The following is a 9,121-nucleotide window of genomic DNA, read 5'->3' on the forward strand; positions in this document are numbered from 1 at the left end:
CCCGCCAGCGAGATCTGCTCGGAGAGATCGGCCGCCGGAATGATCATCTGGGCCAGGCTCACCCCGTAGTTAGGGATAAACACCACCTTCAAATCATCATGCACTCGCGGATCGTTGTTGATCACCTTCGCGACGTCGTTGATCAAGCGGATGATCTGTTTGGCGGCATAGTAGGCAGAAGCCGCTTTACCCGCGAAGATCACCACGCGCGGTACGCGTTTGGCCTCGGGATCCTGCAGCAGACGGTTATAACGCGTGATCACATGCAATACGTTCAGCAGTTGCCGCTTATATTCGTGGATCCGTTTGATCTGTACGTCGAATAACGCGTCGGGGTTCACCACCACGTTGAGCTTTTTCGCGATATACGCCGCCAGCCGCTCTTTGTTCTGTCGTTTGGCAGCCTGTACGGCCTGCAAGAAGCTCGGGTAATCCGCATTCGCTTTGATTTCACCAAGCTGGCTGAGATCGGTACGCCAGTTATGGCCAATGCTGTCATCCAGCACTTTGGATAACGGCCGGTTAGCCAACCCCAGCCAGCGGCGCGGCGTTACCCCGTTGGTTTTATTGCAGAAGCGATCGGGGAATACGCGAGCAAAATCAGCAAACAGGGACTGCACCATCAGTTCAGAGTGCAGCGCTGACACGCCGTTCACCTTATGGCTGGCGACCACCGCCAACCACGCCATCCGCACCCTGCGCCCGTTGGTTTCATCGATGATGGAGACCCGTGCCAGCAATTGATTATCGCCCGGCACCACTTGCTGTACCTGCTTGAGGAAATGGTCGTTGATTTCGAAAATCAGCTGCAGGTGACGCGGCAGGATCTTGCCCAGCATATCGACCGGCCAGGTTTCCAGCGCTTCGCTCATCAAGGTGTGGTTGGTATAGGAGAACACCTTTTCCACCACTTCCCAGGCATCCAGCCAGCTGAATTTGTGCTCATCAATCAGCAGGTGCATCAGTTCCGGGATCGACAACACCGGGTGGGTATCGTTGAGGTGGATGGCAATCTTGTCCGCCAGATTGTCGAAGGTTTTGTGCATCGTCCAATGGCGGTTGAGGATGTCCTGGGTGGTGGCTGAAACCAGAAAATACTCCTGCCGCAGGCGCAGTTCACGCCCGGAATAGGTGGAGTCATCGGGATAGAGCACGCGCGAGACGTTCTCGGAGTGGTTTTTATCTTCCACGGCGGCAAAATAATCCCCCTGGTTGAACTTACCCAGGTTGATTTCATTACTGGCCTGAGCGTTCCACAAACGCAGCGTGTTGGTGGCATCGGTATCAAAGCCCGGGATCACCTGATCGTAGGCAATGGCGATAATCTCTTCGGTTTCCACCCAGCGGGCCTTCGCCCCTTCCTGCTGAACGCGGCCACCAAAACGCACTTTATAGCGGGTATTGTGGCGCGGGAATTCCCACGGGTTGCCGTATTCCAGCCAATAATCCGGCGACTCCATCTGTTGGCCATCGACGATATTCTGCTTGAACATGCCATATTCATAGCGGATACCGTAACCCCGACCGGGCAGCGCCAGCGTGGCCAACGAGTCCAGGAAGCAGGCAGCCAAACGCCCCAAGCCGCCATTGCCCAAGCCAGGATCGTTCTCTTCCTCAAGCAGTTCACTCAGGTTCAGACCCATCTCATCGAGTGCGTCCTCAATATCCTGGTAAATCCCCATCGATAACAGCGCATTCGACAGCGTACGGCCAAGCAGAAACTCCATCGACAGGTAATACACCTGCCGGACATCTTGCGAAAGCTGGGCGCGATTGGATCGCAACCAACGTTCCACCATCCTGTCGCGCACCGCAAACAGCACGGCGTTAAGCCAGTCGTGCTGGGTGGCGATAGCCGGATCCTTACCGACAATAAACATCAGTTTATAGGCGATGGAATGTTTCAGCGCTTCAACACTGACCGTGGGTGAGGTGTAACTAAACGGTGAAGTCATAGTAATTCAATCCCAAGTACGTGATTACAACAAGCGTTGATAAAGCGACAGATATTCCTTTGCCGCGACTTGCCAGCCAAAATCCAGACCCATGGCGTGGCGTTGTACGTGATGCCAATGTCTCGGCCTGCTCCACAGCACCAGAGCACGCCGAATGGCATTGCCCAAGGCAACAGCATCACAATCATCAAACACAAACCCGCTGGCAGTGCCGTCGGCCAGGTTCTCCAGCGCACAGTCCACCACCGTATCTGCCAACCCACCGGTGCGGCGCACCAGCGGCAATGTGCCATATTTCAGGCCATAAAGCTGTGTTAACCCGCAAGGCTCAAAGCGGCTGGGCACCAGGATCACGTCCGCTCCGCCGATAATGCGGTGGGAGAAGGCATCGTGGTAGCCAATCTGCACGCCGACCTGTTCCGGATAATCGGCCGCCGCGGCCAGGAAAGCCTGCTGCAATACCGCGTCCCCCGCCCCCAGCAGCACCAACTGCCCCCCTTGTTCCAGCAAGGCTGGCAAGGCTTCCAGCACCAGATCCAACCCTTTTTGGTTGGTCAAACGACTGACCACTGCAAACAGCGGCAACGATTCATCCACCTGCAGCCCCATGGCTTTTTGCAGATGAACCTTGTTCTTGGCCTTGTTTTTCAGGCTTTCGGCGTCGTAACGTGCCGCCAGGCGCGCATCGTGTGACGGGTCCCAAATCTTGTCATCAACACCGTTGAGAATGCCGCTCAACCGCCCCTGCCGCTGCCGCTCCTGGAGCAACCCTTCCATCCCGTAACCGAACTCCGGCTGGGTAATTTCACGCGCATAGGTCGGGCTGACGGTGGTGATATGGTCGGCGTAGTACAGGCCTGCCTTCAGGAAAGACATCTGGCCATAAAACTCCAGGCCATAGATATTCAAGAATGACGATGGCAACCACAGCTCCGCCATATGATGGGCGGAGAATAGCCCCTGATAGGCCAGATTGTGTACGGTGAAGATCGAGCGTGCCGGGTGGCCATTAGCCGCCAGATAAGCGCAGGCCAAGCCAGCATGCCAGTCGTGAGCATGGACCAGTTTTGGCCGCCAGTAATGATCCAACCCCTTCGCCAGCTCGCAGGCCATCCAGCCCAGCAAGGCAAAACGGCGGTGGTTGTCCGGGTAGGCGTACATCGACTGATCGTGGTACGGGCTGCCCGGCCGATCGTACAGCCAGGGGGCATCGATCAGGTAAACGCCCACGCCATGATAGGTGCCATAACGCAGGCCTACGCGCCCGGCAAAAGAGTCTATCTCGGCAACCAGTACCGTGTCCGGGATACCGTTGCGCACGTCAGGAAAAGCCGGTAATAGCACCCGAACATCAGCTCCTGCGGCAATCTGCGCCGTCGGTAATGCGCCAACCACGTCTGCAAGCCCGCCGGTTTTAAGCAGTGGGAACATCTCGGAACATACGTGTAAAACCTGCATTATCACTCCTGAAATTCGGTAAAAACGTCTTTACGGAGATAAGGGGCGTGGCTTGCCGCCACGCCCAAGGTTCTGGCCGGAATGGTTACAGTTTTGCCAACATTTCGCGCGTCACCAGCACGATGCCCTCTTCCGAACGGTAAAAACGCTTGCTGTCTTCCTCGGCGTTTTCACCAATCACCATGCCTTCGGGAATATGGCAGGCGCGATCGATAATGCAGCGGCGCAGGCGGCAGGAGCGGCCAACGTTGACATCGGGTAGTAGTATAGAAGAGTCGATAGTGCAGAAGGAGTTCACCCGCACCTTCGAGAACAGCACCGAATGCACCACCACCGAGCCGGAAACAATGCACCCACCGGCCACCAGCGAGTTCATGGTCATGCCATGGCTGCCGGAACGGTCTTGCACAAATTTGGCTGGTGGCAGCGGCTCCATATAGGTGCGGATCGGCCAGGAACGGTCGTACATATCCAGCTCAGGCGTCACCGAGGCCAGATCGAGGTTGGCACGCCAGTAGGCTTCCAAGGTCCCGACATCACGCCAATACGGGGGTAGATCCGGACCACATCCCACACAGGAAAGGGTAAACGGATGCGCCCAGGCAGCACCCTGCGCGGTAATTTTGGGGATCAGATCCTTACCGAAATCGTGAGTGGAGCCAGGGGTCGACATATCCTCTTCCAGCAGTTGGAAGAGGTAGCTGGCGTTGAAAATATAGATGCCCATGCTGGCCAGTGACATCTCCGGGTTGCCAGGCATGGCTGGCGGATTGGCTGGCTTCTCCAGGAATTCGAGGATCAGGTCGTTATCGTCTACCTTCATCACGCCAAACTCGCTGGCTTCCTTGCGCGGTACCGGAATACAGGCCACCGTGCACTGCGCCCCTTTCTCGACGTGGTCGATCAGCATGCGCGAGTAATCCATTTTATAAATATGGTCGCCCGCCAGGATCACCACGTATTCCGCCTCATAGCGGCGAATGATGTCGAGGTTCTGGTAAACCGCATCCGCGGTGCCTTTGTACCAGTGTTCGGTACTGAGACGCTGCTGGGCAGGCAGCAGATCGACAAACTCATTCATCTCTTCGTTGAGGAACGACCAACCCCGCTGAATATGCTGCACCAGCGTGTGGGAATGATACTGAGTGATCACCCCCATACGGCGGATCCCTGAGTTCAGGCAATTGGACATGGCAAAATCGATGATGCGGTACTTACCACCAAAATGAACGGCTGGCTTGGCGCGGGTAGAGGTTAAATCTTTCAAACGCGAGCCACGGCCGCCTGCCAGTATCAGGGCAACGGATTTATTCGGCAGTTGGCGGGCCAACATCAGAGGGTCTTTATTTTCGTGCTTAACCATAACTGACTCCTTTTAATTTTTCTCTACCAGCACGCAAAGTGAATGCGCAGCCTGGCACCAGACGGGTAGAACCGCCCGCGAATTTTCCTGGGTAAAGGGGGCGACAACCTGCCAATCACCCTCGGGTAACGTCATTTCAACGGCCTGCTGGGTAGCGTTAATCACCATCAGCCACCGTTGCGACAGGCGGATCTGCAAGCAGCGATCGCCCTGTTCCCACTGTTGCACACTGAGCGGCTGCCCCTGTGCGTTCAACCACTGCACGCTGCCGTCTCCCTCCTGCCACCAGCGGTCTGCCTGCAAAGCAGGAATTTGCTGGCGCAAACGGATCAGCGCGGCGGTGTATGCGGTCAGTGACTCATCCGCATTGGCCCAGTCGAGCCAGGTGGTTGCGTTATCCTGACAGTAAGCATTGTTGTTGCCTTGCTGGCTATTTCCGTGCTCATCACCGGCCAGCAGCATCGGTGTCCCCTGTGCCAGAAGCAGCGTGGCAAGCAGTGCTCGCTGGCTGGCCTGGCGGCGTTGCAAAACGGTTTCGTCGGCAATCAGGCCTTCAACCCCGTGGTTACAGCTAAAGTTTTGGTCACTGCCATCACGGTTTCCCTCTCCGTTAGGCTGGTTATGTTTCTCCTTGAAACTCACTACATCCTGCAAGGTAAAGCCGTCGTGGGCCGTCAGCATATTGACGCTGACATAGGGCGCGCGCCCACGTTGGTTGAATACCTCGCTGGAGGCAGCAAAACGCTGGGCAAACTGACCCAGTGACAGATCGCCCCGCAGCCAGAAACGGCGGATATCGTCACGGAAATGGTCATTCCACTCAGCAAAACGGCCTGGAAACGCGCCAACCTGATAGCCCCCCGGGCCAATGTCCCAGGGCTCGGCGATCAGTTTGCAGCGCCCCAGAGTATCGTCCGCCAGCATCGCCTGAAACAGCGGTGCATCGCGGTCAAACGCCGGTGTACGGCCTAACACGGTGCCAAGATCGAAGCGGAAACCGTCGACATGGCACTCCCGAACCCAAAAGCGCAGGCAATCCATCACCCATGCCACGCCCGCTGGCTGATCCAGCCGCAGCGTATTGCCACAGCCGGTGAGGTTATCGTAGTCACCGTCTGGGGTTAGCCAGTAGTAGCTGACGTTGTCGATACCGCGCAGCGACAGCGTTGGCCCATCAACATCCAGCTCTGCACTGTGGTTGAACACCACGTCCAGGATCACTTCTATCCCCGCCCGGTGCAGCGCTTTCACCGCATCTCGGAACTCACGCAGCGGCGTCGTCCCGGTGCTCAAACTGCTGTAACGGTTGTCTGGCGCGAAAGGAGCCAGCACGTTATATCCCCAGTAATTGATCAGCCCCAGGCGTTGCAAACGCGGCTCCGTGGTGTGCTGCTGCACCGGCAAGAGCTCAAGAGCCGTGATCCCCAACCGCTTGAAGTAGGCAATCATCGCCGGGTGGCCAAGAGCGGCAAAGCTGCCACGCAATACCGCCGGGATCTCCGGATGCGTTAACGTCAGCCCCCGGACGTGGGCTTCGTAGATCACCGTTTTGCCCCACGGAGTGGCGGGCGGGCGATCGTCCTGCCAGTCGTAGCTTTCATCGATCACTACGCATTTGGGCATCAACAGGGCGCTGTCTTGCTGGTCCGGCTGATCGTACCCCCCGTGCAAATGCACATGGTCGGCAACCGGCCCTTCGACTGCCCGCGCCGCCGGATCGAGCAAGAGCTTGTTGGCGTTAAAGCGCAACCCAAGATGCGGCTCAAATGGGCCATGCACCCGAAAGCCATAACGCTGCCCCAACTCGCCCCCTGGCAGATATCCATGCCAGATATCACCGCTGCGGGCAGGCAACGGCAGGCGTGTTTCACGATATTGCGCATCGAACAGACACAGCTCAACCTGTGTGGCATGCGCAGAAAACAGGGTAAAGTTGATGCCATTACCGTCGTAATAAGCCCCTAAAGGCGCGGCAAGACCCGGCGTCAGCTCTACCATCAAACCTCCCGTCGTAGATAAATCGTGGCCAGCGGTGGCACCATCACGCTGATCGAATGTTCACGACCGTGGCTGCCGATCGGCTGCGATATCACCCGCCCCTGATTACCCGCGTTGCTGCCGTGATAATGGTGTGAATCGGTATTGAGGATCTCCTGATATTCGCCAGCGCGCGCAATGCCAATGCGGTAATGAGGGCGCGGCACCGGGGTAAAGTTGCTGATGGCAATCAGCTCATTGCCCTGCGAGTCGTAGCGTGCAAAGGCAAATACCGAGTTTTCGTGATCGTCGACCACCAGCCATTCAAAGCCGTCTGGGCGATAATCGCGCTCATACAGCGGCGCATTCTCCTGGTAACAGTGGTTGAGATCGCGTACCAACCGTTGCACGCCGTGGTGCCAACCGTCCAATCCTTCCAGCAGATGCCAGTCCAGGCTGTTATCAAAATTCCACTCACGCCCTTGAGCAAACTCGCTGCCCATAAACAGCAGTTTTTTGCCCGGGTGCGCCCACATAAAACCGTAATAGGCCCGCAGGTTGGCGAATTTCTGCCAGGCATCCCCCGGCATCCGATCCAGCACCGAGCCTTTGCCATGCACCACTTCGTCGTGCGAGATCGGCAGCACGAAGTTTTCGGTATAGGCGTAGAGCATGCCGAAGGTCATTAGGTTGTGATGATATTTACGGTGCACCGGATCGCACTTCATATAATCCAGCGTGTCGTGCATCCAGCCGAGATCCCACTTGTAGTGGAAGCCTAAACCGTTGGCATCTGGCGGCAGCGTAACGCCCGGATAATCGGTCGATTCTTCCGCCAACGTCACCGCCCCTGGCCGCTCTTTGCCCAGCGTTTGGTTGGTGTAACGCAGGAAGGAGATCGCCTCCAGGTTCTCATTGCCGCCATAGTAGTTCGGCACCCACTCACCATCGGCACGGCTGTAATCACGGTAAATCATCGACGCCACCGCATCGACGCGCAGAGCGTCGATACCAAAGCGCTCCAGCCAGTACAACGCATTGCCCGCCAGGTAGTTACGCACCTCGTGGCGACCATAGTTGTAGATCAGTGTGTTCCAGTCCTGATGGAATCCTTCGCGGGGATCGGCATATTCATACAGTGCGGTGCCGTCGAAGTTGGCCAGACCATGGGCATCGCTGGGGAAATGCCCCGGCACCCAATCCAGGATCACGTTGATACCGGCGTCATGAGCCGCAGCGACAAAAGCTTTGAATTCTTCTGGCGTGCCAAACCGACGGGTTGGCGCATACATTCCCAACGGCTGATAGCCCCAGCTGCCGTCGAACGGATGCTCGTTGATCGGCAACAGTTCAATATGGGTGAAGCCCATATCTTTAACGTAGGGGATTAGCTGTTCGGCCAGTTCTTGATAGCTGAGCCAGAAATTATTGTCGGTATGGCGGCGCCAGGAGCCCAGGTGCACTTCGTAGATGGAAATCGGACGGTCAAAATCATTGGCCCGCTGCCTTTCCGGCGTGTTTTCCACCACCGCAGGCAGCGGCGTGATCAACGAGGCCGTTTCCGGTCGCATCTGTGCTTCGAAGGCATAAGGATCGGCTTTCAACTGTACGTTGCCGTAACAATCGATAATCTCGTATTTATACAGCTGCCCGGCCTTCACGCCCGGTAAAAACAGCTCCCAGATTCCATTCTCTCTACGCAGGCGCATGGGATGACGCCGGCCATCCCAAAAGTTGAATTCCCCCACTACCGACACGCGCTGGGCATTCGGTGCCCAAACGGCAAAACTGACCCCATCCACATTATCCAACGAGCCAGGATGTGCTCCCAGCCGCTCATAAGGCCGCAGATGGGTGCCCTCGGCCAGCAGCCAGCTGTCAATATCCTGCAGCAGGGTGCCAAAACGATAAGGGTCTTCGAGCAGTTGTTGATGGTCGCGCCAGCTGACTTCAAGCTGATAGCGGAAAGGGGTTTTACGACGCGGTACGAGAGCGCTGAAAAAACCACGAGCGTCATCGCAATTGAGCTGAACCAGGCGGTTACCGGTTTTACTCTCTACCAGCCACACGTTGCCCGCATCCGGCAACAGCGCACAAATCTGTAGTCCGTTTTCGGTTACATGCATGCCGAGCAAGGAGAAGGGATCGGCATAGTGACCGGAGATGAGCTGATTGATCACGTCACGTTCGGGAAGTACAGGCATAGCATTCTTCCTTTGATTAAGAGCATGACTGTTAAAAAGGCTACGCTGAACAAAAAGCAGCCGTTGCACCTATCATGCAATTCATTTGCTACCTAAAGCGTGATTTCAGTCGGTTATTGATTAATCGATCGCCTTCATGCTCGCAGTTTCGCTCTTTATGCTTA

Annotated in this window: 5 protein-coding genes; all 5 read right to left on the reverse strand. The window is 56.6% G+C overall.

Annotated elements, in window-relative coordinates; all coding sequences use genetic code 11:
- On the reverse strand, window positions 1-1,955 hold a 1,955-nt coding region (glgP, locus tag ACLQ7H_RS23725), incomplete at its 3' end, for a glycogen/starch/alpha-glucan family phosphorylase (protein WP_411754785.1).
- 24 nt (window positions 1,956-1,979) lie between these two features.
- The gene (glgA, locus tag ACLQ7H_RS23730) at window positions 1,980-3,413 is read right to left on the reverse strand and encodes a glycogen synthase GlgA (protein WP_411754786.1); all 1,434 of its coding nucleotides are present in this window, start codon (window positions 3,411-3,413) and stop codon (window positions 1,980-1,982) included.
- A gap of 85 nt (window positions 3,414-3,498) precedes the next feature.
- Window positions 3,499-4,776 carry a glucose-1-phosphate adenylyltransferase gene (glgC, locus tag ACLQ7H_RS23735; RefSeq protein ID WP_411754787.1) on the reverse strand — a complete coding sequence of 426 codons (1,278 nt, stop codon included), beginning with the start codon at window positions 4,774-4,776 and terminating at the stop codon, window positions 3,499-3,501.
- Between the two features lie 12 nt (window positions 4,777-4,788).
- Window positions 4,789-6,774 carry a glycogen debranching protein GlgX gene (glgX, locus tag ACLQ7H_RS23740; RefSeq protein ID WP_411754788.1) on the reverse strand — a complete coding sequence of 662 codons (1,986 nt, stop codon included), beginning with the start codon at window positions 6,772-6,774 and terminating at the stop codon, window positions 4,789-4,791.
- Entirely contained in the window at window positions 6,774-8,957 is a 2,184-nt protein-coding gene (gene glgB / locus ACLQ7H_RS23745; protein ID WP_411754789.1) for a 1,4-alpha-glucan branching protein GlgB, read from the reverse strand. The genes glgX and glgB overlap by 1 nt, the downstream gene beginning before the upstream one ends.
- Between the last annotated feature and the right edge of the window lie 164 nt (window positions 8,958-9,121).

It is taken from the genome of Serratia sp. (in: enterobacteria) (genome assembly GCF_046715635.1).
Classification (GTDB): domain Bacteria; phylum Pseudomonadota; class Gammaproteobacteria; order Enterobacterales; family Enterobacteriaceae; genus Chania.